The 1,486-nt window shown below is 66.0% G+C and carries 2 protein-coding genes; both read left to right on the forward strand.

Translation table 11 applies throughout. The annotated features are described in order from the left end of the window. Positions 1-136 precede the first annotated feature (136 nt). Positions 137-1,011 (forward strand): IS5 family transposase gene (locus ACIQVZ_RS42460; RefSeq protein WP_402458554.1). Its coding sequence is split into 2 segments (ribosomal slippage): positions 137-526 and positions 529-1,011, totalling 873 coding nucleotides; the frame shifts between segments, so codons are not numbered across the junction. A gap of 61 nt (positions 1,012-1,072) precedes the next feature. Beyond that, positions 1,073-1,372, forward strand: coding sequence for a hypothetical protein (locus tag ACIQVZ_RS42465; protein ID WP_402458556.1), 300 nt, complete (start codon positions 1,073-1,075; stop codon positions 1,370-1,372). The last annotated feature ends 114 nt before the right edge of the window (positions 1,373-1,486 follow it).

The raw sequence follows: 1,486 nt of genomic DNA on the forward strand, positions 1-1,486 counted from the left end.
ACGAACATGCCCGCCCGTTCCACTGGACCTACCAGGGCACTCCACTCAAGGAATGGGCCTGACCCCTCCACGAACTTGCGCGGAGCAGCACTAGGATCTGTTTCATAAGTGGATCAAGGTTTGCCATGATCCACTCGTGGGACGTGGGGATCTGACGAGCGAGCAATGGGCCAGGCTGGAACCGCTGTTGCCGGTGGGCAAGAAGCCGGGGCGGCCTCCGGTCTGGTCCAAGCGGCAGCTGATCAACGGCATACGTTGGCGGACTCGGACCGGTGCGCCCTGGCGCGACGTGCCCGCACGCTACGGCGAGTGGGAGACCGTCTACGGCCTCTTCCGGCGCTGGCAGCGCGACGGCACCTGGAGCCGGATCCTCACCCAGTTGCAGGCGGAGGCCGACGGGAAAGGCCTGATCACCTGGGATGTGAGCGTGGACTCCACGATCGCGCGAGCGCATCAGCATGCCGCTGGCGCCCGCAAAAGGGGGATCTGCAGCGGGACAAACCCGGCGGAGTCGCAGTCGAACCCGCCGACCACGGGCTCGGACGGTCACGTGGTGGACTGACCACGAAGGTGCACCTCGCGGTCGAGCACGGTCAGAAGCCGCTGTCCTTCCTGATCACGGCCGGCCAGCGGCACGACAGCCCGCAGTTCCAGCCGGTCCTGGAGCGTATTCGGGTGCCACGCGTGGGCGTCGGAAGGCCCCGCTGCCGACCGGACCGGGTCCGGGCCGACAAGGCCTACGGTGGACGCGCCAACCGCGACTACCTGCGCAAACGAGGAATTCGCTGCACGATCCCGGAGAAGGCCGACCAGATCCGCAATCGCAAGAAACTGGGCGCCCACGGCGGTCGTCCGCCGAACTTCGACAAGATCGACTACCGCGAGCGCCACGCGGTCGAGTGCGGGATCAACCGCCTCAAGCGCCACCGCGCGGTGGCCACGAGATACGACAAGTTGGCGGTCCGCTACGAGGCCACAGTCACCATCGCGGTCATCAACGAATGGCTGTGACCCACAGCCGCGCTCTGGAAACAAGTCGCTACCCCGACGCGGCCAGCACTACGGTGGCGGCATGCCGATCAGCGTGCACGTGCGGAACTACACCGGAGAGACCCTGGCAGCCTGCACCCATCCGGCGATCGGTGACCTGTGCCGCCGAGCCGCGACTTCGGCCTTGCCGATGCTCGGCTACGTCGACCCCTATGACGACACCTGGTTCAACAAGTCGCAGATGCGGGTCCTGGTCCCTGAGCTGGAGGCGCTGATGAACGGCGCCTCAGCCCCCGAGGTCGAGGCCGCAGCAGAAGTGCTCGCCCTGGCCGAGCAGCTTGAACTCAAGCCGCACCGCTACCTCATCTTCGTTGGCGACTGAAGATCACTTCTGAAACACGGCCTAGAAGGCTCCTGAAGATCTTGTTGGTGGAGGGGCTGTCCCGGTTGGGGACAGCCCCTCCTGCGTTATGTGGTGGTGGGGGTGATGGCCCAG

The sequence above is a fragment of the Kitasatospora sp. NPDC098663 genome, assembly GCF_044760075.1.
Classification (GTDB): Bacteria; Actinomycetota; Actinomycetes; order Streptomycetales; family Streptomycetaceae; genus Kitasatospora.